General features: G+C 61.0%; 20 protein-coding genes. 15 read left to right on the top strand and 5 right to left on the bottom strand.

Annotation, left to right across the window (positions count from 1 at the left end):
* Positions 1 to 351 precede the first annotated feature (351 nt).
* The gene (locus tag DC522_RS14115) at positions 352 to 3,159 is read left to right on the top strand and encodes a calcium-translocating P-type ATPase, PMCA-type (RefSeq protein ID WP_116529321.1); all 2,808 of its coding nucleotides are present in this window, start codon (positions 352 to 354) and stop codon (positions 3,157 to 3,159) included.
* Between the two features lie 75 nt (positions 3,160 to 3,234).
* On the opposite strand, the gene DC522_RS14110 is transcribed toward DC522_RS14115, so the two are convergent.
* On the bottom strand, positions 3,235 to 5,109 hold the full coding sequence (locus DC522_RS14110) for a glycoside hydrolase family 2 protein (RefSeq protein WP_116529320.1): 1,875 nt from the start codon (positions 5,107 to 5,109) through the stop codon (positions 3,235 to 3,237).
* 442 nt (positions 5,110 to 5,551) lie between these two features.
* Here DC522_RS14110 and DC522_RS14105 point away from each other — a divergent pair, with 442 nt between their 5' ends.
* Together DC522_RS14105 and DC522_RS14100 are read left to right on the top strand one after the other, a co-directional pair.
* The gene (locus tag DC522_RS14105; protein WP_116529319.1) at positions 5,552 to 6,865 is read left to right on the top strand and encodes a family 1 glycosylhydrolase; all 1,314 of its coding nucleotides are present in this window, start codon (positions 5,552 to 5,554) and stop codon (positions 6,863 to 6,865) included.
* Between the two features lie 22 nt (positions 6,866 to 6,887).
* On the top strand, positions 6,888 to 8,090 hold the full coding sequence (locus DC522_RS14100; protein ID WP_116529318.1) for a glycoside hydrolase: 1,203 nt from the start codon (positions 6,888 to 6,890) through the stop codon (positions 8,088 to 8,090).
* Between the two features lie 257 nt (positions 8,091 to 8,347).
* Here the strand turns inward: DC522_RS14100 and DC522_RS14095 are convergent, their stop codons facing one another.
* Positions 8,348 to 10,624: a CDC48 family AAA ATPase gene (locus DC522_RS14095; protein WP_116529317.1), complete on the bottom strand. Its 2,277-nt coding sequence runs from the start codon at positions 10,622 to 10,624 to the stop codon at positions 8,348 to 8,350.
* A 301-nt stretch (positions 10,625 to 10,925) separates the two neighbouring features.
* Between DC522_RS14095 and DC522_RS14090 the strand changes: the two genes are divergently transcribed.
* Both DC522_RS14090 and DC522_RS14085 read left to right on the top strand, forming a co-directional pair.
* Complete coding sequence (locus DC522_RS14090) at positions 10,926 to 11,324, top strand: response regulator (RefSeq protein ID WP_116529316.1); 399 nt, start codon at positions 10,926 to 10,928, stop codon at positions 11,322 to 11,324.
* A 79-nt stretch (positions 11,325 to 11,403) separates the two neighbouring features.
* Positions 11,404 to 11,652: a PGPGW domain-containing protein gene (locus DC522_RS14085; protein WP_116529315.1), complete on the top strand. Its 249-nt coding sequence runs from the start codon at positions 11,404 to 11,406 to the stop codon at positions 11,650 to 11,652.
* On the opposite strand, the gene DC522_RS14080 is transcribed toward DC522_RS14085, so the two are convergent.
* The gene (locus DC522_RS14080) at positions 11,649 to 12,143 is read right to left on the bottom strand and encodes a YidB family protein (RefSeq protein ID WP_245444156.1); all 495 of its coding nucleotides are present in this window, start codon (positions 12,141 to 12,143) and stop codon (positions 11,649 to 11,651) included. The two genes, DC522_RS14085 and DC522_RS14080, sit on opposite strands and share 4 nt — an antisense overlap.
* Positions 12,144 to 12,320: 177 nt before the next feature.
* On the opposite strand from DC522_RS14080, the gene DC522_RS14075 reads away from it, so the two are divergent.
* Positions 12,321 to 13,034, top strand: coding sequence for a sigma-70 family RNA polymerase sigma factor (locus DC522_RS14075; protein WP_116529314.1), 714 nt, complete (start codon positions 12,321 to 12,323; stop codon positions 13,032 to 13,034).
* A 190-nt stretch (positions 13,035 to 13,224) separates the two neighbouring features.
* The gene (locus DC522_RS14070; protein ID WP_116529313.1) at positions 13,225 to 13,647 is read left to right on the top strand and encodes a hypothetical protein; all 423 of its coding nucleotides are present in this window, start codon (positions 13,225 to 13,227) and stop codon (positions 13,645 to 13,647) included.
* A gap of 21 nt (positions 13,648 to 13,668) precedes the next feature.
* Here DC522_RS14070 and DC522_RS14065 read toward each other — a convergent pair whose 3' ends face one another.
* On the bottom strand, positions 13,669 to 14,832 hold the full coding sequence (locus DC522_RS14065; RefSeq protein ID WP_116529312.1) for an RtcB family protein: 1,164 nt from the start codon (positions 14,830 to 14,832) through the stop codon (positions 13,669 to 13,671).
* 282 nt (positions 14,833 to 15,114) lie between these two features.
* Between DC522_RS14065 and DC522_RS14060 the strand changes: the two genes are divergently transcribed.
* The 5 genes from DC522_RS14060 to DC522_RS14040 all read left to right on the top strand — a co-directional run bounded on the left by DC522_RS14060 (position 15,115) and on the right by DC522_RS14040 (position 20,998).
* Entirely contained in the window at positions 15,115 to 16,494 is a 1,380-nt protein-coding gene (locus DC522_RS14060; RefSeq protein ID WP_116529311.1) for a M10 family metallopeptidase, read from the top strand.
* A gap of 118 nt (positions 16,495 to 16,612) precedes the next feature.
* A complete protein-coding gene (locus DC522_RS14055) occupies positions 16,613 to 18,022 on the top strand; it encodes a M10 family metallopeptidase (RefSeq protein WP_116529310.1) in 1,410 nt (469 codons plus the stop codon).
* Between the two features lie 143 nt (positions 18,023 to 18,165).
* Entirely contained in the window at positions 18,166 to 19,881 is a 1,716-nt protein-coding gene (locus DC522_RS14050) for a glycosyltransferase family 39 protein (RefSeq protein WP_116529309.1), read from the top strand.
* Positions 19,882 to 19,922: 41 nt separating this feature from the next.
* Positions 19,923 to 20,654 (top strand): glycosyltransferase family 2 protein, encoded by a 732-nt coding sequence (locus DC522_RS14045; RefSeq protein ID WP_116529308.1) that lies wholly within the window; start codon positions 19,923 to 19,925, stop codon positions 20,652 to 20,654.
* Positions 20,654 to 20,998: a lipid-A-disaccharide synthase N-terminal domain-containing protein gene (locus tag DC522_RS14040; RefSeq protein WP_116529307.1), complete on the top strand. Its 345-nt coding sequence runs from the start codon at positions 20,654 to 20,656 to the stop codon at positions 20,996 to 20,998. The genes DC522_RS14045 and DC522_RS14040 overlap by 1 nt, the downstream gene beginning before the upstream one ends.
* Here the strand turns inward: DC522_RS14040 and metC are convergent.
* A complete protein-coding gene (gene metC / locus DC522_RS14035; protein ID WP_116529306.1) occupies positions 20,995 to 22,179 on the bottom strand; it encodes a cystathionine beta-lyase in 1,185 nt (394 codons plus the stop codon). The genes DC522_RS14040 and metC overlap by 4 nt on opposite strands.
* Before the next feature lie 226 nt (positions 22,180 to 22,405).
* Between metC and DC522_RS14030 the strand changes: the two genes are divergently transcribed.
* From DC522_RS14030 to DC522_RS14020, 3 genes are all read left to right on the top strand, one after another.
* On the top strand, positions 22,406 to 23,425 hold the full coding sequence (locus DC522_RS14030) for an amino acid ABC transporter substrate-binding protein (RefSeq protein WP_116529305.1): 1,020 nt from the start codon (positions 22,406 to 22,408) through the stop codon (positions 23,423 to 23,425).
* A gap of 141 nt (positions 23,426 to 23,566) precedes the next feature.
* Positions 23,567 to 24,769: an amino acid ABC transporter permease gene (locus DC522_RS14025; protein ID WP_116529304.1), complete on the top strand. Its 1,203-nt coding sequence runs from the start codon at positions 23,567 to 23,569 to the stop codon at positions 24,767 to 24,769.
* 9 nt (positions 24,770 to 24,778) lie between these two features.
* Positions 24,779 to 26,098 carry an amino acid ABC transporter permease gene (locus tag DC522_RS14020; RefSeq protein WP_116529303.1) on the top strand — a complete coding sequence of 440 codons (1,320 nt, stop codon included), beginning with the start codon at positions 24,779 to 24,781 and terminating at the stop codon, positions 26,096 to 26,098.
* Positions 26,099 to 26,237: the final 139 nt, after the last annotated feature.

The following is a 26,237-nucleotide window of genomic DNA, read 5'->3' as shown; positions in this document are numbered from 1 at the left end:
GCTGATGTCTCGACGCGTGGAACGCCGCCTCTCGCGCCTGATGCGTTTCATGAGAGCGATCGATGCCACGAGCGTCCGCTCGAGCTGATGCAATGAAGGAGGCGTATCGGGCGATGGTGACAAACGCTGAGTATCTCGCATGCTCTACTGTCTCGGCCTTTTCTGCACGATTTGTATCAACAGTTCAGGGGGTGAATGCTGGCTTGGCAGTACGGCCAGAATGTGGCTGCCATTGATAGGAGTAGGGCTGTGGGATCACACGGATGCCACCGGCGCCTCGCGAACATTGTCTCATCGGGCGCGACAAGGCTCTCGGGTCGATCCATCGAACAAGCGGCAGGAGACAAGAGCATGCGTTCCACCCCCGAGCTGCACGGCGAAATCGCAGCCTATCGCCAGCACGTCCACGACGTGCTGGCGCAGCTCAAGGCAGATGCCCGGCACGGCTTGAGTCAGCAGGAGGCATCGGAACGCCTGAGACACTACGGTGAGAATGAACTGACTGCAGAGAAGCCGGTGCCGGAATGGCGAAAGTTCCTGCTCCAGTTCAAGGATGTGCTCGTTGTTCTGCTGCTCATCGCAACGGCCATCTCCGCAGTGCTGTGGTTCCACGAGCGCGACACCGCGCTGCCCTATGAAGCCTTGGCGATTTTCGTCGTCGTCCTGCTCAACGCAGTGATGGGTTATGTTCAGCAGTCACGGGCCGAGAAGGCTCTCGCGGCCCTCAATCGGATGTCGGCGGCTCATGCTCATGTCATTCGCGACGGAACCCGTCAAAGTATCCTGGCCAGAGATGTTGTGCCCGGTGACATCTTGCTCCTCGAGGAAGGCGATACCGTCCCGGCGGACGGGCGCGTGATCGAAGCCACGAGCCTTCACGCCGCGGAAGCGGCCCTCACAGGCGAAAGCCTGCCGGTCATGAAGGACGTTGCGGCGCTTCAGGACGAGGTCGGTCTCGGCGATCGCAGCAACATGGTCTTCAGCGGAACTGCCATCACTTATGGACGCGGAAAGGCCGTCGTCACGGCAACCGGCATGCAGACGCAGATGGGGCACATCGCCGGAATGCTGAGGACGGCTCCGGATAGTTCCACTCCCTTGCAGAAGGAACTCGATTGGGTCGGCAGGATGCTGGGCCTGACGGTCGTGGCGATTGCCATCGTCATGATCGCGACAATCCTCTTCGTCGAGGACATCAGCGGTTTCTCGGCCATCTTCGATGTTCTCATTCTGGGCGTCGCGCTCGCCGTTGCGGCTGTCCCGGAGGGATTGCCGGCTGTCGTGACGGCCGTCCTGTCGCTCGGCGTGCAGCGGATGGCGCGCCGGAATGCGATCGTGCGCCATCTTGCGGCGGTGGAGACGCTGGGCTCGGCGAATGTTATCGCGTCCGACAAGACGGGCACGCTCACCAAGAATGAAATGACGGTCCGTCGTGTCGTGACGGCGAGTGGAAGCGTGAGCTTCGAGGGGACAGGATACGCACCTGAGGGACGGGTCACGCAGAACGGAGGTGAGCCTGTTGAAGGGGCTCTCCACTCAGAAGTGGTACGAGCCCTCGCGGCTGTCGACCGGGCCAACAATGCCGTGCTGCAGGAGCGGGACGGTCGCTGGATCATTCAGGGGGATCCGACAGAAGGCGCCCTGATCGTTGCCGCCCGAAAAGCGGGATTGGAGGTGGAAGTCCTCGACGCACGGTTCGCACGGATCGCCGAGGTTCCTTTTTCATCCGAGCGCAAGCTGATGAGCACGCTTCACAGCGATGCCGAACGACAGGGGCATTTTCTGGCATTCACAAAGGGCGCGCCGGACGTCCTTCTGGCCCGGTGCACGGAGGAATTCATGGGCGAAGATGCACGGCCCCTGACGGAAGAGCGTCGCGCCGAGATCCTCAAGCGTAATGAGGATCTTGCAGGAGAGGCGTTGCGAACTCTCGGTGTTGCTTTCCGCCTGCTGCCGAAGGAGGAATTCAGCAGCGAAGATTTTGACGAGGAAATCGAGAAAGAAATGATCTTCCTCGGTCTGATCGGCATGATCGACCCCCCTCGCGAGGAGGCGAAGCAGGCGGTCGCACGGGCGAAGCGTGCCGGAATCCGGCCGATCATGATTACGGGTGATCATCCGAAAACGGCTGCGGTCATCGCGGAGGAACTCGGCATCGCCTCGGATGGGCGCGCGTTGACAGGGGCCGAACTCCAGAAGATGCCAGACCAGGCGCTCGATACCGCCGTCCAGGAGGTCTCGGTCTATGCCCGCGTCAATCCAGAGCACAAGCTGCGGATCGTCAAGGCTCTGCAGCGCGGTGGCACGACCGTCGCGATGACAGGAGATGGCGTCAACGACGCACCGGCCCTGAAGACTGCCGATATCGGCATTGCCATGGGGATCACGGGAACCGACGTCTCGAAGGAGGCATCCGACATGGTGCTCGCCGATGACAATTTCGCAACCATCGTCGCCGCCGTGGAGGAGGGGCGTGCGATCTTCTCCAACATCAGGAAGTTTCTGCGCTATCTCCTGTCGTCGAACATCGGCGAGGTGATGACGATGTTCTTCGGTGTGCTCCTGGCCGATGTCATCGGCCTCGTTCCGGATAACGCCGGAGGTGTGGTTCTGCCGCTCCTGGCGACACAGATCCTCTGGATCAATCTTGTGACTGATGGCGCGCCGGCTCTCGCCCTTGGCGTTGATCCAGCCGAGAGAGAGATCATGGAGGTGCCTCCCCGCCCACGAGGCGAGGGAGTAATCACGGTGCGAATGTGGGTTGGAATTTTCTTCGTGGGAGCTGTGATGGCAATCGGCACATTGGGTGTTCTCGATGCCTCGCTCCCCGGTGGACTGATTGAAGGATCCGGCACCTTGCGCTACGGACAGACCATGGCGTTCACGACACTGATGTTGTTTCAGATCTTCAACGTCTTCAACGCGCGCTCAGACGAGCACAGTGCCTTCCAGGGGCTATTCATGAACCATTGGCTTTGGTTCGCCGTCGGTGCATCGCTCCTCTTGCAGGTCGTGGTGATCTACGTTCCATTCCTGCAGCAGGCGTTCTCGACCGTCAGCTTGGGCCTTCAGGACTGGCTGCTCTGCATTGCCATTGCAAGCTCGGTTCTGTGGCTTCGCGAGCTGAGCAAGCTCATCATCCGCCGGGGGCAGGACTGACGGCGTTCGAGAAAAAGTCGATGCAGGGCGCCAATCTCACTCTTCGTCGGTATGTTCTGTATTGACTCAGGTTGTCTATTCCTGTCCGCGCTCACGCCGTCGCCGCTCCACCTCCCGCTTGATCAACACATCCAGAATCTCGCTCGGCACCGCCTTCGAGGGGCGGCTGTTGATCGCGCGCAGCCGTTCGACATCCAATTTCGGTTTGCGGTTGACGGTGAAAAGGCCGTTGGTTTCCTGGGCGGTATCGGTCAGTTGGGTGTAGCAGAAGCCTGCGAGCGCCGTGGAGGAGAGCAGGGCATCGACAAGCTCCTCATAGCGCGCAAGAAGATCGTCAGCGCTGGCAAACTGGCCATAGCCGAACCAGTCTTCGGTAGCCTGAGGCACGAAGCCAAGCCCGCCGAACTCACTGATGACGATCGGTTCGTCCTCGATCTCGACACCCTCGCCGAGCAGCGGGTGATGGTGGGGGCGCACCTCTCGGAACGTGCGGGCGATGGTCTCGCGGTCCGCATAACGTTCCCGCAGCATCTCGCCGGTGGGTGCATAATCATGGACGCCGAAGACATCGCCAACCGCATGCTGCCAGCCATCATTGCCGATCACGGGGCGGGTAGGGTCGATTGCCTTTGTAAGATGATAAAGCGCCCGCACAAAATCACGCTGCTGGGCCGAGCGGTCAAGGTCGGGAACGCCCCAGCTCTCGTTCAGAGGCACCCAGGTGATGATTGAGGGATGATTGTAGTCGCGGCGGATGGCCTCCAGCCAATCGCGGGTCAGCATCTCCGCAGCGCGGTCGGAATAGACATAGGCATTGGCAGCCTCGCTCCAAACGAGCATGCCGAGCCGGTCGCACCAGTACAGAAAACGGGGATCCTCGATCTTCTGGTGAATGCGAACGCCATTGAAGCCGAGCGATTGGGCGAGTTCCACCTCCCGCTTGAGCGCATCCGCGTCGGGAGCAGTGAGGAGGGAATCCGGCCAGTAGTTCTGCGCCAGGACAAGTCGCAGGAAGATCGGGATACCGTTAATGATGAAGCGGCCATCTCGGGCTTCAATCCGGCGCAGACCAAAATAGCTTTCGACACGGTCGACGACGGCACCACTCTCGTCAATCAGTTCGATTGTGGCCTCGATGAGGTTGGGATGCTCCGGGGCCCAGAGCAGGGTCCGGCGACGTCGGATTGCCGCATCGTTGATGTCGAGGAGGAGGACCCGGCGGATCTCGCGACCTGAGAGCAAGCAGGTATCGTCCACGAGAGAGTGTGTCGGGCGGTCGCCTCTCAGCTGCACGCGCATGCGCCAGCCGTCGGGAGGCTTACGATCCAACCTGACGATCAGCCCCACGCCGAAGCGGTCGACATCGGGCGTCCAGCGCAGCTCAGAAACCGCAACATGTGGAACCGGCTCGAGCCATACCGGCTGCCAGATGCCCGTGGAGCGATGATACCAGATGTAGCCAGGATGTTCCTCCCAATATTGTTTGCCGCGCGGCTGCTGCAAATCTCTCGGCTCGTCCTCGGCGCGCACGACGATCACCTGTGTCTCACCGGGAAGGAGCAGCGGAGTGATATCCGCGGAGAACGGCGTCTGTCCGCCGACATGCTCGACCGCCATGCGGCCATTGACCCAGACGGAGGCCTTATAGTCGACGGCACCGAAATGGAGCAGAAGACGATTCCGGCGGTCTGATTCATCGACACGGATCTCGCGACGATACCATACCACAGGGTGAAAGCCGGTCTCGTGAACCCCGGATCGTGCGCTCTCGGGAGGGAAGGGCACCACGATCTCGCGGCCGAATGGCGCCGCATTGTCAAACCAGCCCTCTGCGAAGCCACGATTGTCATCGTCGAAGGCGAAGCCCCAGCTTCCGCACAGGTCGATCCAGCGCTCCCGACGCAATTGGGGGCGCGGGTGGAGGTCTGCCGGGGAGATCGTCTCAGTCATTGTATCATCCACTCAGTAACGTCCTCTCTTGAACCGGTGATCGGCAGGCGGAGTGACGAGTTTCAAGGTCTCTGTGCAGGGCTGCTCCTGCTGAGGAAGCTGATTGCGATGGTCGGCGGGCTGCTGCGGGGCCGGCGTCTCTGCATGACCGATCGGCCTGCTGCTTATTCTCTCAACCGGCTTGAACTTGGGATTGGCCTGCCGCTGACGATGGGATGGGTGCCTCGGGACAGCCATGGCCTTACCTCCCCCTCGAAGGAAGCCCGATTGCTCTTGGCTGGTTAACGCACGAGGCCAGTCTCCGTTCTTGAAAAGCGGATTGTGATGAAACCTTCCTGCATGTGAGCCGTTTCCTAGCTTGGATCTCGTGCGGCCGAGGTTCGTCCGCGGCCCAACCGCTGTGCTGCAGTGGAAGCACTGACGCTCAAGGGACGGCCCCGGCATGACCCCAGCACTTCCGACCCGATCTCAGCTTCAACGTTTGACTGCGCCTGATGCATTCTGGTGGTCCACCGGCATCGAGGACACCTTCATCACGGCTCCGCATCCGGTGACCGGGCGGACCCTGGACGAGTACGAACTGACGGGCCATTACGAACGTTGGCGCGAGGATCTTGGACTGATCGCCGAACTCGGCGTGCCTTGCGCGCGCTACGGTGTGCCGTGGCATCATATCCAACCCGAGCCGAGCACCTGGGATTGGACCTTTCCCGACGAGACACTGGAGCGCCTGCTGGATCTGGGTGTCGACCCGCAGGTCGATCTCGTCCATTACGGGTTGCCGGCATGGATTGAAGGAGCATTCCTCCACCCGGATTATCCAAAGCTCGTCGCCGAGTATGCCGGGCGTCTCGCAGAGCGCTTCAAGGGACGCATCACCTGGTATACGCCTCTCAACGAGCCGCGCATCACGGGGTGGTATTGCGGGCGTCTCGGCTGGTGGCCGCCGTTCCGGCGCAGTTGGCCTGGATTCGTCGCACTGATGCTGGCTATTGCCAAGGGCATGGTCGAGACCGTCAAAGCGCTGGAAAGCGTCGATCCTGAGATCGTGCCCTATTTCGTCGATGCCACTGATCTCTTCGACACGGACGATCCCACCTTCGAGAATGAGGCACGGCGCCGGCAGGAGATCGTCTTCCTTGCGCTTGATCTCGTCGCGGGACGGATCGACGAGCGCCATCCGCTGTGCCCGTGGTTGTTGAAAAACGGCGCACGAGAGGACGATCTCGTTTACTTCCTCGAGAATGCCGTCGGACTACCGGTCATCGGCATGAATCTCTACCCGATGTTCACGCAGAAGAAGCTACTGCGGGACGCCGGAGGCCGCTTTCGCATCCGAATGCCCTATGCGGGCGCCAGCCTTATCACCCGTCTCGGACGGCTTTATTCCGCGCGCTATGGTGCGCCGCTGATGATTTCCGAGACGGCCTCCATGGGGTCTCTGCGGCGCCGGCTGGACTGGCTTGACCAATCGGTCGCAGCCACACGGCAATTGCGCACGGAGGGCATTCCGCTCGTCGGATACACGTGGTGGCCGATGTTTTCTCTGGTCACCTGGGCCTATCGCCAGGGCCGCCGCCCAGTGACGGAGCATCTGGCGGCAATGGGATTGTGGGACATCCTTCCGGACGAGGCGGATCCGTTGCGCCGGGTACGGACACGTGCGGTGGATGCCTACCAGGAGCTTGTCAGGGGTGGGACAGAGGCTGTTGGCCTGCTGACGGGAGCCGCGTCTCCTGTAGCCGCAATGCGGTGATCCTAAAGGGGGAGAAAGCCGAATGTTTCGAAGCTTCTTTCTGGCTGGGTTCGAAGGATCGACCGGGTACAATCGGCATGGTCAATGGTTCGATCAGATCGTCGCAACAGGCCATGACAAAACCGTCGATGAGGATTACCGGCAGCTTGCGGACCTCGGCCTTCATGGAGCCCGCGAAACCATCCGTTGGCCGCTCGTTGATCTGGGGGACGGGCGCTATGACTTTTCGACTGTGGAGCCTTTTGTGGAGGCTGCGCGCCGCCATGAGGTGGAGGTGATCTGGGACCTTTTCCACTACGGCTATCCGCAAGGGCTTGATCTTTGGAGCGAGGAGTTCCCGAAGCGGTTCGCCGATTATTGCTATGCGGTCGGACGCTACATCGGTGTACGGACGGACGGCACCTGCGCCTTCACGCCGGTGAATGAGCCTTCCTTCATGGCCTATGCGGGCGGCGAGAAGGGCCTGTTCGCCCCCCACGTGACGGGACGCGGTTGGGATCTCAAGGTGACGCTCACGCGAGCGGCCATCGAAGGCATCAATGCTCTGTGGGCCGCCTGTCCTGGCGCGCGCATGATCAATGTCGATCCTTTGTGCCGGGTCGCTTCTCCCGTTGATCGCCCGGATCTGGAAGAGGAGGCGCGTGACTTCAACGAGCGTCTCGTCTTTCAGAGCTGGGACATGCTGTGCGGGCGCCTTCTGCCCGAACTCGGCGGCAGCCGTGAGCATCTCGATGTGGTGGGCATCAACTACTACTGGACGAACCAGTGGGAATGGGGCGGACCCCCGCGAGAAGACGGTGTGATCCCGCCGCTCACAGATGATGATCCGCGGCGATGGTCCTTGAGCAATCTCGTTCGCTCGGTCTGGGACCGCTACGGTGGCGAAGTGATGATCACCGAGACGAGCCATATCGGCGATCATCGCAGCCAATGGCTGCATGAGGTCGCGCAGGAGGCGGAGGTTCTCCTGCGCGAGGGTGTTCCGCTGCGAGGTGTGTGCCTTTATCCGATCCTCGGCATGCCGGAATGGCACGATCCCGATACTTGGACGCCGATGGGACTTTGGGATCCCGTCTGCCATTGCGATCCTTGTGGAAAGCGGCTGATCTGCGGGCCCATGCTCGAGGCACTACGGTCCGTGCGACACGTGGACGAACTCCACCATGCCCTGCTCGCCGCTTCGAACAGAGCAAAGCCGATCAGCCGGCAGATGGCAGCCGAGTGAGCTGTCCGGACCTAACGGCTTCCCCGGTGAGGGTCCTTCCCTGCGGCCTGGCTGCTCTTTCCAGATTGACTGGCTGAATCCCTCATGTGTTCGCCGGCACGATTGCCGCCGTGTTTGGCTTTCTGTGAGTCCTCAGGGCCACGGCCCTGTTTTGCCATGTCCGATCGTTTCATTGCTCGGCCTCCATTGGCTCGGCTCATCGAGCATTGATGGGCAGCAAGCCAACGGAGCGCATGATAGGATGTTCCGCAAAATACCTACTCGGCGGCTTGTCTCAACGGTAGGAAGCCGATCGCTTGTCGCTGCGGGCCTTCCTGCTTCAAGGTGCGGACCATGTCTTCGTATTCCCGCTCCATTTCCGGCGTAACCGAGGGGCGTGTTTCCCGAAGAGCCCGCTCGAAATGCGCCATGGTCACGTTCTGCGCCTCCAGGGACTCGCGCAGGGCAAGCAGGCCAGCTCTTCGGGTGAGGTCTTCAAGATCCGCCCCCGTGAAGCGGCTGGTTCGTTCAGCCACCGTGTCGAGATTCACATCGGCACCCAGCGGCATGGACTTCGTATGAATGCCGAGGATGTGCCGTCGTCCCTGTGCGTCAGGCACCGGCACGTAGATCAGCTCATCGAAGCGACCTGGACGGAGGAGGGCAGGGTCGATCAGGTTGGGTCGGTTCGTGGCCGCCATCACGACGACGCCTTGCAGCTCCTCGAGCCCATCCATTTCGGCCAGGATCGTGTTGACCACGCGCTCCGTCACGGCGGGCTCACCCAGTCCACCGCCGCGCACCGGCGCCAGCGAGTCGATTTCGTCGATGAAGATGACAGTGGGAGCAACCTGCCTGGCACGGGCAAAAAGCCTGGACACCTGCTGCTCCGACTCTCCATACCATTTCGAGAGAAGGTCCGATGACTTCGTCGCGACAAAGTTCGCCTGAGCCTCGCGGGCGACTGCTTTCGCGAGAAGGGTTTTGCCTGTGCCCGGAGGACCGAAGAGCAGGAAGCCCTTGGCAGGCCGTATCCCCAGGCGGCGGAACGATTCCGGGCTCTTCAGGGGGAGTTCCACGCCTTCGCGCAGCCGCGTCCGTGCCTCTTCCACGCCTCCGATGTCGTCCCAGGTGACATTGGGCACCTGGATCATGATCTCGCGCAGCGCGGAAGGCTGAATGCGCTTGAGAGCATTCTGGAAATCCTGTCCGTTGACACGCAGGTTCTCCAGCACGTTCGCAGGGATGCCATCCTTGAGATTGATGTTCGGCAGGATCCGTCGCAGCGAGTCCATCGCCGCCTCGCGGGCAAGGGCGGAGAGATCCGCGCCGACGAAGCCATAAGTTGTTCGCGCGATCTCATCCAGATTCACATCTTCTGCCAGCGGCATGCCGCGCGTGTGGATCGCCAGAACCTCGCGGCGACCGGATTCATCCGGAACGCCGATCACGATCTCGCGATCGAAGCGCCCAGGTCTGCGCAACGCTTCGTCAATGGCTTCACGACGGTTCGTTGCGCCGATGACGACAATGTTTTGACGCGGCTCCAGCCCGTCCATGAGGGTCAGCAACTGCGCCACGATGCGCCGCTCCACCTCGCCTGTAACCTCTTCACGCTTCGGCGCGATGCTGTCGATCTCGTCGATGAAGATGATCGCAGGCGCGTTCTGCTGCGCTTCCTGGAAAACCTGCCTCAAGCGTTGCTCCGACTCGCCATAGTGACGACCCATGATCTCCGGGCCTGCGATGTGGAAGAACTGCGCCTCTGTCTCGTTGGCGACGGCGCGCGCGAGCAAGGTCTTACCGGTGCCCGGAGGGCCATAGAGCAGGACGCCTTTCGGCGGGTCGATGCCGAGGCGCTGGAAGAGCTCCGGATGGCGGAGAGGAAGCTCCACCATTTCGCGCACCTGGTCGACGGTGTTTCCAAGGCCGCCGATATCGTCATAGGTCACGTCCGCACGGCGTGCTTCCTTCGGTTCTTCGAATTGCGGACGAAGATCGACCTCGGTTTCAGCCGTCACCTGAACAATGCCGCGGGGCTGCGTTGAGACGACGACGAGGCGGATCTCCTGTAACCCGTAAGCCGGGATGTTCAACAGCCCGCGCAACTCCTCGGGAAACCTAGGATCGGCCGCATTAGGTGAGTAGACGGAGGTCGAGATGACGTCTCCCGCTGTCAGCGGACGCTGGTAGAAGGTCCGCCGCAATGCGTCGCCGGAGCCCTGCAGGCGCAGTCCTTTCTGAGCCGGAGCCAGCACGATGCGGGTGGCAGGGCGAACTTCGGCTTTCTTGACCTCCACATAATCACCGCTGCCGACGCCGGCGTTGACGCGCTGCAAGCCGTCAAGGCGAACGATGTTCAGGCCCTCATCCTCGGCATAGGGCGTAACAGCGATTGCGGTCGTGTGCCTCTTGCCGATAATCTCGATGGCTTGGCCTTCCTGCAGGCCGATCTCTGCAAGAGCTTGGCGGCTCATGCGGGCAATGCCGCGGCCAGCATCGCCCGGGCGGGCATTCGCGACTTGAAGGCGTACGATCTGCCCATCGTCTGTCATAGCTTCGTTCCTGTCATCCGAGTGGCCGGTCAGGCGGGATAGGCGCAATCACATTGCGCGAGACATCGGTTCATCGAGGAACCGCGCGTTGGAAATGTCCCGGGCTGCCTTTGCCGATGAATCCGCAGGTCAAACGCCACATCACTCGATTTGTTGCGGGTATGGCCAGCCGGGAGGCGTTGATAGGTCTCAGGTTCTGAGTGCGAGGGAAACAATTGTGCCAGGCAAGGCATTATTCCGAACTCGCTCCGTCGTGAGCAGATGGCGGGAACCTGGAATTGAGTCGCCCGTTTCCAGCAGTATGAAGCCGCGCCGCGAGATCCTGAACAGGCCTGTCGTTCTCCTGGTGGAGGACGAGCTTCTCGTGCGCCTGACGCAGGTGGAAATCCTGCGCGACGCCGAGTTTTGGGTCGTTGAGGCGCAGGACGCGGACGAGGCCTTCGATCTCCTTAAGAAACGCCCGGACATCAATGTCGTGCTCACCGATGTGAACATGCCGGGTTCCATTGATGGATTTGAATTCGCCCGGCTCGTCCGGCAGGCGTGGCCAGACGTGGGTGTTCTGGTGATTTCCGGCAAAGTGGCGCCAAAGCCCGGCGATCTGCCGGAGGGCACACATTTCCTGCAAAAACCGATCCGCTCCGAGGCTCTCGTTAAGGCCTTGAAAGAAGCCATGGTCCCGAGGACCTTGGAAGCGTGAAAGCTCGACTTGACCCAAGCAACTTGACCCAAGAAATTTTCATCTCTCCCGATGGCTTCATGAGAGAGGAGGGCTGTGCATGACCAAGCCGCGGGTTGCTTTCGCTGGGCGTCATGTTGCCCTGCCGCGATCAAAGGTCCTCAGGATCAGCCTCGGCGCTGCGCTGGTGGTGGGAGGAATTGTCGGGTTCTTGCCCGTGCTCGGCTTCTGGATGGTCCCGCTTGGGATCATCGTGCTGTCCATCGACCTGCCGGTCGCACGCCGGCTGCGCCGCCGCGTTGTTGTCTGGTGGGGGCGCCGCCAGCGTGCAAGACAGGAACGGCTTTAGGTTGTCGGAATGCGACCCTCTGGCGTGTACTGATCGACGGCGTTAGGCAGATCACGCGACAGGCGGGCCAGAATCTCTTCTCGCGAGAGGCCAGTCTGTTGTGTCAGCGTCGCCAGAACATCGGGCCCGATAGCCTGCTCGAGCTGCTGCGGCGCGATCTCCTTGTTCGGGCCGGTGCTGATCCAGGAATCGGCGACGTCGCCTTGGCCATTCTGCCGGAAGCGGTCGACGAGTTCGCCAAGGCCTCCGCTCAGCAGGCCACCTGCACCGGCACCTCCGATGCCACCCAGCAATCCTCCGAGGCCTCCAAGACCACCGAGGCCACCTGCGAGGCCACCTGTTTGTTGTCCCGGCAGTTGGCCCGGTCGCCCGGGGGCGCCTGGCTGCTGCCCGCCGCGCAGCATCTCTGCAATTTTATCCCGATTCTGATAACCGGCGATGGCAAGAAGGCCCAGAAGGGCGGTCATGGAAGGAAAGCCACGGCTGCTCATGTGATTGCTCCTGATGATCGAACATGAACAGCCCGGACGGGAAAAGGGTTCCGGCCGAGATTGCTTCGTGGAGCCGAGGCAGAACCAGTTTCGGAGTTACGTCGTGACGCAAAAATTCACCGGTCGAATTGTCGCTCGGATATTTAAATACGCCGCGGCCGCCCCAGATAGTCGGTCATGCCCGATAAGACCAAAACTCTTTCTCAGAACACCCCCTCGGCCGCCTCCGGTGCGGCCTTGAGCGCGGCTGTGCGCCTTCATCTCGGCAAGCAGCTCCGTGCGCTTTATGGCGACCCGGCCGAGGACAAGCTGCCGCGCGATCTGGCCAAGCTTGCCGAGCGCGTCGCGCAGGTCATCCGCGCGCATACGGAGCCTGTGGATCAGGCTTTTATCGATGGTGTCATGGAGGCTTTGCCGAATCTCCGCGCCTTCGCGTTGTCACTCACCGGCAAGCTCGACCAGGCCGAGGATCTGGTGCAGGATACCGTACTCAAGGCGCTGACGAAGCAGGAGACGTTCGAGGCTGGCACGAATCTTCAGGCTTGGCTTTTCACCATTCTGCGCAACGGCTTCTACTCGACCCACCGCAAGACCAGCCGCGAGGTCGAGGATGGAGATGGCGCGCATGCCGCGAGCATGATTGCGATCCCGGATCAGGAGGACAAGCTCGCGCTGCAGGATCTGTCCACCGCTCTTGACAAGCTGCCGCAGGAGCAGCGGGAGGCGATCATCCTGATCGGTGCGGAAGGCATGTCCTATGAGGATGCGGCAGAAGCTCTCGGCGTGAAGGTCGGCACCATCAAGAGCCGTGTGAACCGCGCTCGAAACCGCCTGGCTGAATTGATGGGAGTCGCAGGGGATCGGCTTCATAGCCATGCCGCCGACGCTTGATCTTGAATTTTCAAAGATGCTCCGCGTATTGGCATGGGTGGTCTCGCCCATGCCTGCGCGGAGCATCTGTTTCGACTGCCTAAAATATCAGCGGCTAGAACGGTTGTGCTCCTGAACTTTTCCTAAGGTTTCATGGTTGAGCTGACAGCTGGTGGGTGCTCATAAACGCTTCTCTGCCAAGGAGGGGAGCATGGAACACAGACCTCTGTCTGAACTCGGTCACGTTGCCGATCTGAAACCCTCGGAAGTTCCTGTTCTGTCGAAGCGAGAACGCCTGGATCGCTGGGCGGAGCTTCTCGAACGGGAGCCCGATCGCCTTCTCAGAACCCTTGACGAGATCGAGTGGAAGCCGAAGGCGGTGCGCCTTGCCATGCGCGCCGATAATTCCGCTCTGACGGTCGCTTTCACCGATCCGGTGCTTCGGACGGCAGGCCTGCTGAGCGACCGGTTCGGCGACGCGGTGAACTTCTTCCAGATCTCCGAACATGATGCGCATATCGTGCTCTGCTCGTGCCATGGCGGTCAATTCATGCGAGCCGAAGAGGCAGCGCGTCGGGTGCGCGGCATCCGCTCTCCGAGCCTGTGGTCACTCTACTTCGGCTGGCTTCGATAAGGGCAAGGCCTCGGCGCGTTTTCAATCCTTGTAAGGATCGAACTCGCCGGGGCCTGCCATGGCCACAGCGAAGGGGCGCAAGGTGTGCTCGACCTCGATCGTGTCGCCGTGATAGGCGAGCACGTCTTCGAGACGACGGTAGACCATGGGACTTTCGTCCACGTCTCCGCCGCGCAACAGCACGCCTTTTTCTCGCAGCCATGAATCCATCTCCTCGCGGGTGAAGCGGGGAGGGCGAACCCATTCGCCTTTCTTGTTCTTCTTGCCCTTCGCCTCCATGCGCCCGAAGAGACGGCCCGCACCGTGCACGGTAGAGTAAAGGCTGTCGGCGCTCTGCTCGTTTTCCACGCCATTCAGGATCACCGCATCGTCGCCCATGGAGCCGCCGACGAACCCGCGCTGTCCGGGAAAAGCCGGCGTCGCGCCTTTGCGTACGACCCAGTAATCGCGTCCGCCATGGTTCTCCCGCCAGACGAAGTTGTGATGGTTGTGGACCGAATCCGTGACTGTGCCGCCGATGATCTGGCGTACGCGCTCGACCACCCACTCACGTCCGGCATAGGCATAGAGACCGCCGAGTGTCACACCGGCGAGATAGCTACGCCCGATCTCGCTGTCCTGGTGAACGAGGGCGGGGTCGACCTCCATGCCGTTCTTCGCGCCGACAAGCGCCAGGTGCTTGGTCGTGATCTTGTGCCCAAGGCCCCTGGAGCCGAAATGCACGCCAATCCAGACGAAGCCCTCCTCATCCTCGAACAGATCGACGTAGTGGTTGCCCGAGCCAACCGTGCCCAATTGCTGGGACGCCATCTTCTTCACGTCGCGGACACCCGCCTCATCCCAGAGGGGAGAATCGAACAGTTCGTGATCGACCGCGACAGCATTCTTCTGCCCGATGCCGAAGCTGATGGTCTTTACGATATCGCTCAGGATCTTCCCGGCTTGTCCGGCAATGTCCTCGTACCGGGTATCGAGGCGCACCGCCATGTTGCCGCAAGCGATATCGAAGCCCACGCCGCTGATGGAGATGTGCTCCTCGTAGGCCACCACTCCGCCGATGGGATGCGCATAGCCCAGGTGTCCATCTGCGCAGAGCACGCCCTTGGCCGCGCTCCCAGCCTGCATGCAGCGGTTCAGCTGCTGAATTGTCTTCTCGTCATGCTCGCCATAGATGCGGGTGTTCATGTGAGCTCTCAGGTACGCCTCTGCTGTCAACCGAATGGCCCAGGACACGTTCCTGCGAGAATTCTGCTCCGATCCTCGGGCAAGAGGAAGTATTAGCTTGGCATTTGGGTGATGCGTCGGGAGCAGTAAATTTCACACCGTAAGCTATTAAGCTAAGGCGTTGCGCAAATTTGCTTAAGACTCTGAATTTAATTCTAGCAAAAATCCGCTTCTACCCCTTATGAGATATCAATCTGCCCCCCAAGCCATGCTCTAAAAAAGACGGTTTCTTCGAGGATAAGCATGGCAGCTACAGTTTCAGTCGCGCGGACAGGCAATCAGGATATCGATGGCGTTCTTTGGAGTTCGCGCTGGAGTGATTTGAATCTCACCTACAGCTTCCCGACCAGGGCATCATTTTACGGCGAGGATTACAGGTTTCGGGAGCCCCAGGATAATTTTGCCGCCCTGAGTGAGGACCAGCGTGAGGCTGCACGCCAGGTCTTCGCGATGATCGCCGCGGTCACCAACCTGACCTTCACCGAGATGACGGAGACATCCACAACTCACGCAACCTTACGGCTTGCCAAGTCGGATGCGCCATCGACGGCTTGGTCATATATGCCGGAACCGGCTGACGAAGGCGGGGATACTTGGTTCGGCAATTCCAACGGCTTGTTCGATGATCCGGTGCTGGGAAGCTATGACTATTATGGCTTCATCCATGAAATCCTTCACTCCATTGGCCTGAAGCATGGAAACGAGACCGATGTCTTCGGAGCGATGACATCTGCCCATGACTCCATGGAATTCTCAGTGATGACCTACAGGTCGTACGTTGGCGCAGCCGGAGAGTATGTGGAGAACGAGACCTGGGGCTATGCCCAGTCGCTCATGATGTACGACATCGCTGCCCTTCAACACTTGTATGGGGCGGATTTCACCAGCAATGCCGGCAACACGGTCTATCGCTGGAGCCCAACAACCGGGCAGGAATTCATCAACGGGATCGGACAGGAGACTCCAGGCGACAATCGCATCTTCATGACTGTTTGGGATGGCGGTGGAAACGACACCTACGACTTTTCCAATTATGCCGCGAACCTCAAAGTGGATCTGCGTCCCGGCCAGTGGTCCCGTCTCGCGACAGAGCAAATCGCCCAACTGGGTGAGGGGCATTATGCGCGCGGCAACATCGCGAACGCACTAACTTATCAAGGCGATCCCCGGTCGTTGATCGAAAATGCCAATGGTGGCGTGGGCAATGACGTGATCACGGGAAACGCCGCAGCCAACAAGCTCAAAGGGGGGAATGGCGCCGATCGCCTTTATGGGCGTGAGGGCAATGACATGCTCTGGGGTGGTGCGGGGAAAGACATCTTCTTCTTCAATACCGCACCGAGCAGCTCTAACCGCGATCAGCTTATCGATTTCTCCGTCGCGGACGATACGATCTATCTGGAAGACGCGGTGTTCACGAAGTTGGGAAACGCCGGAAAGCTCCCGGCAGCAGCCTTTTGGAAAGGCGCTAAGGCGCACGATTCAACGGACCGCATCGTCTACGATGCCGCTCAAGGCGGGCTCTATTACGATGCTGACGGAACAGGGAAGACGGCTTCCGTCCAGTTCGCCCAGGTCTCAACGGACCTGAAGATGACCTCTGCCGATTTCACCATCGTGTAGGACCATTCCGAGGTGTAAGCTTTTATACCTATTTGAAGACTAGGTACCTCGGGCGAATAGTTCAATAAGCCTCGCAAACGCCAAGCTTCCTGATCGAACCCTTGCGGGGAGATCAGGTATGGCGACGACTGCATCCGTCATAGAAAGTGGCGATCAAAATCTAGATGCTCTTCTGTCAGGCATTCGCTGGGGCACGTTGAGCCTCACATTCAGCTTTCCTGAGAGTTCCTCACATTACGGCTCCAGCTATGTTGGCGGTGAGCCGAAAAATGGCTTTCTGCCGCTGAACGAAGCGCAATCCACGGCGGCGCGCAACATCTTCGCGATGATTGCATCATTCACAAACCTGGACCTTACGGAGATACAGGAGGACGAGAATAACCATGCGGATGTGCGCCTCGCGTCGGCAAACATTTCGGCTTCGGCATGGGCCTATTATCCGGCAGAGGCAGAGTATGGCGGTGACGCGTGGTTTCGAGCATCTTCGAGCTCATTCGCTGATGTCAGGGCCGGAAGTTATGGGTTTTATGTCTTCATGCATGAGATCGGGCATGCGCTCGGCATGAAGCACGGACATGAGCCTTACGGCTTCGGAGCCTTGGCGCCGGAGCAGGATTCCATGGAATACTCCGTCATGACGTACCGCTCCTACGTAGGAGCAGCCGGTACGATCATGGAGAACGAGACCTGGGGCTATGCCCAGTCGCTGATGATGTACGACATCGCCGCCGTCCAGCACATGTACGGAGCGGATTTCACCACCAACAGCAGCAACACGGTTTACCGCTGGAATCCGCTGACCGGGCAGCAATTCATCAATGGTGCGGGGCAGGCCGCTCCGGGCGGTAATCGGATTTTCACGACCATTTGGGACGGCGGCGGGATCGATACATACGACTTCTCGAACTACACCACCGGCCTGGAGGTAGACCTGCGCCCGGGCGAATGGTCATCTCTGACACTCGCCCAGACTGCGCAACTTGGGTTTCTCCGGTTTGCGCGCGGCAACATCGCCAACAGCCTGCTTTATCAAGGCGACTTGCGTTCTCTGATCGAGAACGCGATCGGCGGCTCCGGAAGCGACATTATCATCGGCAACATGATCGCGAACGTTCTCAAAGGCAGAGGCGGTCCCGACCGCCTGTCCGGCCTCGAAGGCAACGACACATTGGTTGGCGGTGCGGGCATGGATACCCTCCTGGGCGGGACAGGCAGAGACGTTTTTTTGTTCAATACGCGGCCGAGCCGGACAACCAACCTGGAACGCCTTGGCGATTTCTCGGCGGTCGATGATACGATCTTTCTGGAGAATGCGGTTTTCACGAAGCTGGGGATGCCCGGCAGGCTTCCGACCTCGGCCTTCTGGGCCGGGCCGAAGGCTCACGATCTCTCCGACCGGATCATCTACAACAAGGTTTCGGGGACGCTTTATTACGATGCCGATGGAACCGGACAGGCGCCACAGGTCCTGATCGGATGGCTCCCGAAGGGGCTCAAGATCACGGCCGGAGACTTCTGGATCACCTGAGGAGAGGCCTCCAAAGCGCCTTCCGCTTGCCGCTACCATCCGTCAATTTGACTTCCCGTCGGGTTTGGGGGACATCAGCGCCCTTGTGGGAAATCCCGCCCGGTTTCCTGTCGGCAAAGGCTTGTCCGCCTCCGGAGTTATTGATGGATGGTACCGTCGCCCAGCAGAATCTGTCCCTGCGCCGCTTCTCGGCGGAGCAGCTGACAAGCTTCGTGGAGCGCAGCCATGCCAGGCTTTGCGCCGTGCTCGTGCTGCTGTCGCTGGCCTGCTTCCTGCCAGGCTTCACCTCCCTCCAGCCCATGGACCGGGACGAGCCGCGCTACGCCCAGGCTTCCAAGCAGATGCTGGAGACGGGGGATTTTGTCGATGTCCGCTTCCAGGACGAGGCGCGGTACAAGAAGCCGGTGGGCATCTATTGGATGCAGAGCGCCAGCCTTTTGGTCGCCAAAGCCCTCGGCGACCCCCAAGCACATAAGACAATTGCTTATTATCGTATACCGTCCCTGTTCGGCGCCGTCGCGACGGTTCTCCTGACCTATTGGGCGGCCCTGGCCTTCTTCGGGAGGCGAGGAGCCTTCCTGACAGCGGCGCTGATGGCCACCTGCGTCATCCTCATGGTCGAGGCGCGGCTCGCCAAGACGGATGCCATGCTGGCCGCCTGCTCCGTGGCGGTCATGGGCGGCTTGGCGCGCGCTTACTTAAGCCGGGGCGCCGGAGTCCTGCCCCGCCGCGCCCTGTTGATCTTCTGGACGGGCTTTGCCCTCGGCATCCTCATCAAGGGACCTCTGGTCCTGATGTTCGCCGGCCTCGCGGCGGCCGTTCTCTCCTATAAGGAGCGCTCGACCCGCTGGCTGCTCACCCTAAGACCCTGGCTCGGTCTCGCCTTCACCCTGGCGGTGGTGCTGCCCTGGTTCGTTGCCATCGCCATCAAGAGCGGCGGCGCCTTCTACTCGCAGGCGGTGGGGCACGACATGCTGGGCAAGGTCGGCACGGCCCAGAAATACCATTGGGCTCCCCCCGGCTTCTATCTGCTCTCCTTCTTCGCCACCTTCTGGCCCGGCGCGATTCTTGCCGCCATCGCGGTGCCCTTCGCCTGGATCCACCGCAAGGAGGAGCCGGTCGCCTTCGCGCTCGCCTGGATCGTTCCCTCCTGGCTCGTCTTCGAGGCGGTTCCGACGAAGCTGCCGCACTACACCCTGCCGCTGCTTCCGGCGGTGGCGATCGTGACCGTCATGGCGATCTCCCGCCACTTCGTCGGGCCGCACCGGCCTGCCGCGAAATTGGCGACGATCCTTCTTCCTTTCATTCCGGTGGGGCTGACCATCGGCTTGTCGGCAGCGAACTGGTCCTTCGACGGAACGCTGCCTTATCGGGGCCTGCCGTTCATGATAATCGCCTCGGTGATCGCACTTTATGCGTGGTGGCTCTTCATCAAGAACCGCATGCTGAGCTGCCTCTGGGCGGGGTTCCTGTCGGCAATCTGCTTGTCGATCGGTGTGTTCGGCTTCGTCCAGCTCGACCTGCGCTCGCTGAAGATTTCGGAGCGTCTTGCAGAGGAGGCGCACAGAATCGGGGGCAAATCGTTTGTTGCGACCCTCGGCTATCGTGAGCCGAGCCTTGTCTTCCTGGTCGGCACAAATTTGAAAATGCTCGATACAGGGCGTGAAGCCTCCGCTTTCCTGAAGGAAAACAGCTGCGCCATGGCCTTCGTGGACAAGCGCTTCGAAGGCGACTTCCGGGCCGAGAATGAGCGGAACGGTCTCGTTCCTGCGCTCTCGACCCGTGTCTCAGGTTTCAATATCAACAGCGGAAAGCGTGTGGATATCGGCGTCTATTCCGTCGATACCGGCTGCCCATGATTTCTTCTCTCAAGAGGGGGCCCTGAAAGGGCCCTTGACCGATGCACGACTTAAACACGGTTCCGCGATTGAGCGTCGTGGTGCCCGTCAAGAACGAAGCCTTGAACATCCTGCCCCTCGTGGAGGAGATCGAGCGCGCCTGCGCGCCCCTTTCCCCCTTCGAGGTGATCTACGTGGATGACGGCTCGACTGATGACACCGCTAACCAAGTGCTTGCGGCTCGTGCCACGCGGCCCTGGCTGCGCCTCGTTCGTCATGAGGTAAGCTGCGGGCAGAGCGCTGCGGTGCGGACCGGGGTCCATGCAGCGCGAGCGCCGATCATCGCGACGCTCGATGGGGACGGTCAGAACGATCCGGCCTTCATCCCCCAGATGGCCGCCGTTCTTGAAGACACGACTGTCGGTCTCGTCGCCGGTCAGCGCGTCGGGCGCAAAGGTGCCGCCAAGCGCTGGCAGTCCCGCATTGCCAACGGAGTACGTGGCCGCGTTCTGAAGGATGGGACGCGTGATACCGGCTGCGGGCTCAAGGTTTTCCGTCGCGACGTCTATTTGCGCCTGCCGTATTTCGATGCTCTTCACCGCTTCATGCCCGCGCTGGTCAAGCGCGAAGGCTTTTCTGTCGCCCATGCGGACGTGGTTGACCGGCCCCGTCATGCGGGCCAGTCCAATTATGGCCTCTTCGACCGCCTGTGGGTCGGTATCCTCGATCTCGTCGGCGTGTGGTGGCTGATCCGGCGCCGCCGCCGCGTGCCCGTTGCCCAGGAAGTTCTCTGATGCTGATGCGCCTGTCCCACGATATCGGATTGTACTTCTACGATATCGTCATCGCCCGTTTCGACCTCTGGGCCGCCTTCGGCGTGCTCGCGCAGTTCGTCTTCGGCGCCCGCTTCATCGTGCAGTGGATCGCGAGCGAGAAGGCGGAAAAGAGCGTCATCCCGATGGGCTTCTGGTTCCTGTCCATCGCGGGCGGGTTGATGACGCTCATTTACGGATTCGTCCGACGCGACATCGTCATCATCTCGGGCCAGGCCCTCTCGGTCTTTATCTATGTCCGCAATCTCATGCTGATCGCGAGGGAGGCACGGAAGAAGGCGGCTGAGGTGGAACTGCCGACCTAATCCGCCTCCCGCAGGCGGGTGAAGCCCGCATCGAGATCGCGCTTGAGGTCATCGAGATCCTCGAAGCCGATATGGAAACGCAGAGCGTGGCCGCCCGGCTCCCACTTCGTTGCCGTGCGATAGCTGGCGCAGTTGAACGGAATCACGAGGCTCTCGAAGCCGCCCCAGGAATAGCCCATGCCGAAGAGGGCGAGGCCATCGAGCATCGCCGCCAGAGCCTTGTCCGAGCAGGGTTTGAGGATGACGGAGAAGAGGCCCGACGAGCCCTTGAAGTCTCGTTTCCAGATGTCATGGCCCTGGTAGGTTTCAAGCGCCGGGTGCAGTACCTGCGCCACCTCGGGGCGGGCGGCGAGCCAACGGGCCATCTCGAGAGCCTGCCTCTCATGCTCGCGCAGACGGAGCGCCATGGTGCGGAGGCCGCGAAGCCCCAAGAACACATCCTCCGGGCCCGGGCACATGGCGAAGGCGTCGTAGGTGGCCCGCAGGTCCTTGAAGCAGCGCTCGTTGGCCGAGACCATGCCGAGCAGAAGGTCCGAGCCGCCGCTGAGATACTTCGTGCCCGCCTCGATGGCGATGTCGACCCCACGCTCATGGGGCGGGAAGAGCAGGGGGGTCGCCCAGGTATTGTCCATGAGAACGACTGCCCCGTGACGGTGCGCCACCTCGGCGATGGCGGGGATGTCCTGCATCTCCAAGGATTGGGAGCCGGGCGCTTCTGTAAAGACAGCTGCCGTGTTCGGGCGCATCAGAGATTCGATTTCGGCGCCGATAGATGGATCGTAGTAGGTGGTTTCCACACCAAATTTCTGGAGCATCCCGTTACAGAATTGCCGGGTCGGCAGGTAGATGGAATCGGCGATCAGCAAGTGGTCGCCGGCCTTGAGGCACGACATGAGGGCAACCGTGACGGCAGCAAGCCCCGATGGAGCGAGCACCGTGCCGGCCGCACCGGTAATCTCCGTCCAGGCCTTTTCGAGCGCTTCGGTGGTCGGAGTCCCCTTCGTTCCATAGGAATAGCGGCCCCGCCGATGCAAGAGATCGTCTGTCGTAGGGTAGAGGACCGTGGAGCCGCGATAGATCGGCGTATTCACGAAACCATGTTGCTCAAAGGGCTCGCGGCCCGCATAAACGAGGCGGGTGCGTTCGGCGAGGTTGGCAGGCTTTGAAGGAAGTTTGGACATCGGTTCAAGGGCTTGCTGAAGGAGGCTTGATCTGATGCCGAGCGCAGCTTGGCGTCAACCCTCTGATGAAAAAGCGTTCCATCAAGACTTGACCGGTGATCAATCATGGAATGTGATGGATCTGATGCCGCCTCGATCGATGCGGCGTGGAACGGTCTGACCGTGGCTCGGCTGGGGGACAAAAGAACAGGCGAGCCGAATGGAACTATTGGGAGAATATACCAGCATGAAAAAGGCTCTCATCTCGATTGCCTTCGGCCTGACGGCGAGCCTGCTCGCGACGGGTGCTTCCGCACAGGCAACCCTGAACAGCGTAAAGCAGAAGGGCTTCCTGACCTGCGGCTCGAACACCGGTCTCGCCGGCTTCGGCCTGCCGGACGCCCAGGGCAACTGGACGGGTCTCGACGTGGACCTCTGCCGCGCTATCGCCGCGGCGATCTTCGACGATCCGACCAAGGTGCGCTACATCCCGCTCGCCGCTAAGGACCGCTTCACCGCGCTCCAGTCGGGCGAAGTGGACGTGCTGTCCCGCAACTCGACCATGACGATGTCGCGCGATACGCAGCTCGGCCTCGACTTCCCGGCCATCAACTACTTCGACGGCCAGGGCTTCATGGTCCGCAAGAAGCTCGGCGTCTCCTCCGCGAAGGAGCTGAACGGCGCTTCGATCTGCACCCAGCAGGGCACCACCACCGAGCTCAACCTCGCCGACTACTTCCGCGCCAACAATATGAAGTACGAAGTCGTGGCCTTCGCCACCTCGGACGAGACCTTCAAGGCCTATGACGCCGGCCGCTGCGACGCGTTCACCACGGACGCTTCGGGCCTCTACGCCGAGCGTCTGCGCGCTTCGGCCCCGGACGATCACATCGTTCTGCCCGAGATCATCTCGAAGGAGCCCCTCGGCCCGGCAGTCCGTCACGGCGACAACCAGTGGGGCGATATCGTCCGCTGGGCGCACAATGCCATGCTGAACGCTGAAGAGCTCGGCGTGACTAAGGCGAACGTCGACCAGATGAAGACCTCCGAGAACCCGGAGATCAAGCGCCTGCTCGGCACCGAGGGCAAGTTTGGCGAGGCCATCGGCCTGACCAACGACTGGGCCTACCGGATCATCAAGCACGTGGGTAACTACTCCGAAGTGTTCGAGAAGAACGTCGGCGAGGGCTCCAAGCTGAAGATCAAGCGCGGCCAGAATGCTCTCTGGACGAAGGGCGGCCTGCAGTACGGCATTCCGGTCCGCTAACCGGATCTTTCTCGAGAATGGGAGCGTCCGGAAATCCGGACGCTTCCTAATAAAAAAACTGCCGCTCGTTCATGGCAGCGACAATTGCATGAACACGGGGGAGGACGGCCAATCGAGCCTGCCGTCGGAGGATAGAGTTCAGTGCAGACCGTTGTCAGCCAGACATCGCCACCCAAAAAATCGTTTCTCTACGATCCGAAGGTCCGTGGAGTTTTCTATCAGGTCCTTCTCATCGTCGTCGTCGGCTATCTGTTCTGGATAGCGGCCACCAACGCTATCGAGAACCTGCAGCGGGCGAGGATCGCCTCCGGGTTTGGCTTCCTCAACAACACCGCCGGTTTCGACATCAGCCAGACGCTGGTCCAGTTCAGCGCGGCCGGATCGACTTATGGTGACGCCTTCATCGTTGGCCTGCTCAACACGCTGATTGTGTCGGCCATCGGCATCTTCTTCACCACGATCCTCGGCTTCCTGATCGGCATTGCCCGCCTGTCCAGGAACTGGATGGTGGCGAAGGTCGCCATGGTCTACGTGGAGACACTGCGTAACATCCCGCTGCTCGTGCAACTGCTGTTCTGGTACATCGCGGTGCTCGGGCCACTGCCTCAGCCGCGCAACTCCATCGAGATGGGTGCGGGCTTCTTCCTGAACGCGCGCGGCCTCTTCATGGCACGCCCGGTCTATGCGGCGGATGCGTGGGCAATTCCGGCGGCGCTGGTGATCGGCCTCGTCGGCAGCTTCATTTATCGCCGCTGGGCCAAGGCACAGCAGGAGAGGACCGGGCGTCAGTCCCCCATCGGTCTCGTGACCCTGGGGCTCGTCCTTGGCCTGCCGATCCTCACCTGGATCGTGCTCGCGATTGTGGGCGCCAATCCGATCAGCTTCGAGCTTCCGAGGAAGGGCACCTTCAACCTGACGGGCGGCATGCAGATCCTGCCGGAATTCGTGGCGCTGCTGCTCGGCCTCACCACCTATACGGCGGCCTTTATCGCCGAGGTGGTGCGTGCCGGCATCCTGGCCGTCTCGAAGGGGCAAACGGAGGCTGCGGGTTCGCTCGGTCTGAAGCCCGGTCAGACGCTTCGCCTCGTGGTCATCCCGCAGGCCATGCGCGTCATCATTCCGCCGCTGACGAGCCAATACCTCAACCTGACGAAGAACTCGTCCCTGGCGGTTGCGATCGGCTATCCCGATCTTGTGCAGGTCTTCATGGGCACGGTGCTCAACCAGACGGGTCAGGCCATCGAAGTGGTCGTCATCACCATGGGTGTGTATCTCACGATCAGCCTCGTGACCTCGACCCTGATGAACATCTACAACCGCCGTGTGGCGATCGTCGAACGGTAAGGACATCCGATGAGCACGACCGTCGATATTCCTCGTTTCGTCCGCGCCAAGCAGGTGGAGGCGCTGCCTCCGCCCAACCTTACACGCGGCCCCATCGCCTGGGTTCGTGAGAACCTGTTCTCGGGTCCCTTCAACACCCTGCTGACCCTGGTGGTGTTCTACCTCCTCTATGTCAGCGTTCCGCCGCTGGTGAAGTTTCTCTTCATCGATGCGGTCTGGAGCGGCGCGGACCGTGCCGCCTGCCGCGCCGATATGGGCGGCAGCGAGGCGGGGGCCTGCTGGGCCTTCATCCGCGAGAAGATGGGTTACTTCACCTATGGCTCCTACACCGTGTCGGAGCGCTGGAGGGTCGATATCTTCTTCGCATTGCTGGCCATTGGCGTGGGCTGGCTTCTGTGGCTGAAGGCTCCGCGGCGCGATCTGGGTGCAGTCTATTTCTTCTGGCTGTTCCCGGTTCTCTCCTACATCCTTCTGACAGGCGGCAATGCGGATTTCAGCAGCCGGTTCTGGATCAGCTTCCTGATCTTCGGGGCTCTGTTGATTGCGCTCTTTGCCTTCGTGGCAGCGATCCTCAAGACGCCGCTCCGGCCTGCGCTCATCATCGGAGGCGGCATCGTCGCCGTGATCGGCGTCACGCTCGCCCTGATGGATATCGATTTCGGTCTGCGTCATGTGCCAACCTCCCTGTGGGGCGGCATTCTCGTGACGCTGCTGGTGGCAACTGTTGGCATCGTGTTCTCGCTGCCCTTCGGCATTCTGCTGGCCCTCGGCCGTCGCTCCAAGCTGCCGATCGTGCGCATGGCCTCGGTGATCTTCATCGAATTCGTGCGCGGCGTGCCACTGATCACCGTGCTCATCATGGCCAACACCATGCTGCCCCTATTCCTTCCGGGCGACATGACGGTGGACCGCCTGCTGCGCCCCCTCATCGGTACGGCGCTCTTCGCCTCCGCCTACATGGCGGAGGTGGTGCGCGGCGGCCTTCAGGCCATGCCGAAGGGGCAGTACGAGGGCGCGATGTCCTTGGGCCTCAACTATCCGCAGATGATGATCCTCATCATCCTGCCGCAGGCCCTGCGCATTGTGATCCCGGGCATCGTGAACACCTTCATCGGCCTCTTCAAGGATACGTCCCTCGTGGCGATCGTCGGCATCTTCGACGTGGTTAAGACGATCGAGGCCTCGCGCATCGATCCGAACTGGGCCGCGCCAACCATCGGTCTTACGGGCTACGCCTTCGCGGCTCTGTTCTATTTCATCTTCTGCTTCGGCATGTCGCGTTACTCGCTCGGGGTCGAGCGACGCCTCGCAGCAGGTCAGAAACGGTAAATTTCATGGCAACGACAATGACATCCCAAACAGTTCAGACCTCCGCAATCGACCCGAAAGCCGAGGCCGCCGTGCAGATGATCGACGTACACAAGTGGTATGGCGAGTTTCACGTGCTGCGCGACATCAACCTGAGCGT

The organism is Microvirga sp. KLBC 81 (assembly GCF_003075415.1).
Lineage (GTDB): Bacteria > Pseudomonadota > Alphaproteobacteria > Rhizobiales > Beijerinckiaceae > Microvirga.
The sequence above is the reverse complement of the archived record's forward strand: the minus strand, read 5'-3'. Positions and strand labels throughout refer to the sequence as shown.

What these genes read in the sequence shown, in the direction of transcription:
- DC522_RS14090 (WP_116529316.1), top strand. Translation starts at nt 10,926, where the DNA reads ATGAAGCCGCGCCGCGAGATCCTGAACAGGCCTGTCGTTCTCCTGGTG.
- DC522_RS14055 (WP_116529310.1), top strand. Translation starts at nt 16,613, where the DNA reads ATGGCGACGACTGCATCCGTCATAGAAAGTGGCGATCAAAATCTAGAT.
- DC522_RS14110 (WP_116529320.1), bottom strand. Translation starts at nt 5,109, where the DNA reads ATGACTGAGACGATCTCCCCGGCAGACCTCCACCCGCGCCCCCAATTG.
- DC522_RS14030 (WP_116529305.1), top strand. Translation starts at nt 22,406, where the DNA reads ATGAAAAAGGCTCTCATCTCGATTGCCTTCGGCCTGACGGCGAGCCTG.
- metC (WP_116529306.1), bottom strand. Translation starts at nt 22,179, where the DNA reads ATGTCCAAACTTCCTTCAAAGCCTGCCAACCTCGCCGAACGCACCCGC.
- DC522_RS14095 (WP_116529317.1), bottom strand. Translation starts at nt 10,624, where the DNA reads ATGACAGACGATGGGCAGATCGTACGCCTTCAAGTCGCGAATGCCCGC.
- DC522_RS14070 (WP_116529313.1), top strand. Translation starts at nt 13,225, where the DNA reads ATGGAACACAGACCTCTGTCTGAACTCGGTCACGTTGCCGATCTGAAA.
- DC522_RS14115 (WP_116529321.1), top strand. Translation starts at nt 352, where the DNA reads ATGCGTTCCACCCCCGAGCTGCACGGCGAAATCGCAGCCTATCGCCAG.
- DC522_RS14065 (WP_116529312.1), bottom strand. Translation starts at nt 14,832, where the DNA reads ATGAACACCCGCATCTATGGCGAGCATGACGAGAAGACAATTCAGCAG.
- DC522_RS14050 (WP_116529309.1), top strand. Translation starts at nt 18,166, where the DNA reads ATGGATGGTACCGTCGCCCAGCAGAATCTGTCCCTGCGCCGCTTCTCG.
- DC522_RS14100 (WP_116529318.1), top strand. Translation starts at nt 6,888, where the DNA reads ATGTTTCGAAGCTTCTTTCTGGCTGGGTTCGAAGGATCGACCGGGTAC.
- DC522_RS14060 (WP_116529311.1), top strand. Translation starts at nt 15,115, where the DNA reads ATGGCAGCTACAGTTTCAGTCGCGCGGACAGGCAATCAGGATATCGAT.
- DC522_RS14085 (WP_116529315.1), top strand. Translation starts at nt 11,404, where the DNA reads ATGACCAAGCCGCGGGTTGCTTTCGCTGGGCGTCATGTTGCCCTGCCG.
- DC522_RS14020 (WP_116529303.1), top strand. Translation starts at nt 24,779, where the DNA reads ATGAGCACGACCGTCGATATTCCTCGTTTCGTCCGCGCCAAGCAGGTG.
- DC522_RS14105 (WP_116529319.1), top strand. Translation starts at nt 5,552, where the DNA reads ATGACCCCAGCACTTCCGACCCGATCTCAGCTTCAACGTTTGACTGCG.
- DC522_RS14080 (WP_245444156.1), bottom strand. Translation starts at nt 12,143, where the DNA reads ATGAGCAGCCGTGGCTTTCCTTCCATGACCGCCCTTCTGGGCCTTCTT.
- DC522_RS14045 (WP_116529308.1), top strand. Translation starts at nt 19,923, where the DNA reads ATGCACGACTTAAACACGGTTCCGCGATTGAGCGTCGTGGTGCCCGTC.
- DC522_RS14040 (WP_116529307.1), top strand. Translation starts at nt 20,654, where the DNA reads ATGCTGATGCGCCTGTCCCACGATATCGGATTGTACTTCTACGATATC.
- DC522_RS14075 (WP_116529314.1), top strand. Translation starts at nt 12,321, where the DNA reads ATGCCCGATAAGACCAAAACTCTTTCTCAGAACACCCCCTCGGCCGCC.